The sequence below is a fragment of the Nocardia sp. NPDC060220 genome (assembly GCF_042727815.1).
Classification (GTDB): Bacteria; Actinomycetota; Actinomycetes; order Mycobacteriales; family Mycobacteriaceae; genus Nocardia.
This window is the reverse complement of the sequence record NZ_JBHWZY010001282.1, coordinates 1-1,340: the sequence shown is the minus strand read 5'-3', so window position 1 is coordinate 1,340 and position 1,340 is coordinate 1. Positions and strand designations below refer to the sequence as shown.

Sequence of the window (1,340 nt, the reverse complement as noted above, 5' to 3'; positions counted from 1 at the left end):
GGGGCTTGCTCCTTCGTCGCCTACGCCCCGGCGCCTGACCGGCGGGACGGCCGCGGACCGGCCACTTCGTGGCCGTCCCTCCCTAGAGGTCGGGAGTGCGGTGGCTGGGTTGGGTGGGATGTTGAAGACGGGGACGGACCGGGTGTGCGGGGTGGTTGAAAGTGCGGTCGGTCGACTTCGGGTGTGGTGACCGACCGTTTTGGGGGTAATGCTCGCTTCAGGCGGGTAAGCGCTCGGCTCGGGCGGTTTCGAGGAGTTCTTCCGCGTGGGCGCGGCCGGTCTCCGTGTCGTCGAGGCCTGCGAGCATGCGGGCCAGTTCGACCACTCGTTCGTCGTCGGTCAGCGTGCGAACCCCGCTGTCCACCTTGCCTTTTCCGTCGTCGGACTTGTTCACCACCAGGTGGGTGTCGGCGAAAGCCGCCACCTGGGGCAGGTGGGTCACGACGATGACCTGATGGGTGCGGGCCAGGCGCGCCAGGCGCTTGCCGATCTCCACCGCGGCCCGGCCGCCGACCCCTGCGTCGACCTCGTCGAACACCATGGTCGCGCCGTGATCGGATCCGGCGAGCACCACTTCCAGGGCCAGCATCACTCGCGAGAGCTCGCCGCCGGACGCACTCTTGCTGAGCGGCAGCGACTGGGCTCCCGAATGCGCCGAGAGCCGGAACTCCACTTCGTCACAGCCGTTCGAACCGGCGTGCAACAGTGCACCGTCGATCTCCAACGGCGCGGAATCCTGGGCACTGGCCTGCAGCGGGCGGACCTGGACTTCCAAGCGCGCCTTCCCCATCGCCAGCCCACTGAGTTCGGTGCTCACCGCGCTCGCCAGCTTGCCCGCCGACTTGGCGCGCGCGGCACTGAGTTTGCGTGCCGCCTCGCGCACTTTGCCCGCGGCCGTCTCCACCTCACCGGCCAGCTTGGCCAGCGCATCCTCGGACACATCGAGCGAGTCCAGGCGCGAGCGCGACTCGTCGGCCCACGCGATCACCCCGTCGATGTCGGGTGCGTATTTGCGGGTCAGCGACTTGAGCTCGGCCTGACGGTTCAGCATCGTGTCCAGTGCGCTGGGATCGGACGGCAATTCCGACAGATAGCTGCTGAGCTCGGTGGTCACGTCGACCACCACCGCGATCGCCTCGCCGAGCCGTGGAGCCAGCGCGGCCAGGGCCGGGTCGTCGGCGGAATCCAGGCGGGCGCGCGCGCCACCGAGCAGATCGAGCACACCGCCACCGTCGGCCGGTGCGTCGGTCGGGCCCGAGAGCGACTCGTGCGCCGCGACACCCGCCTCGCGCAGGGAATCGAGGTCGCTGAGTCTGCGGATCTCGGCGACCAGGCGGGTG

At 69.7% G+C, this 1,340-nt stretch carries 1 pseudogene; it reads right to left on the bottom strand.

The window, feature by feature from the left end:
• Positions 1 to 217: 217 nt before the first annotated feature.
• A pseudogene (locus ACFWF3_RS36060) lies at positions 218 to 1,340 on the bottom strand (DNA repair protein RecN); the annotation flags it as partial.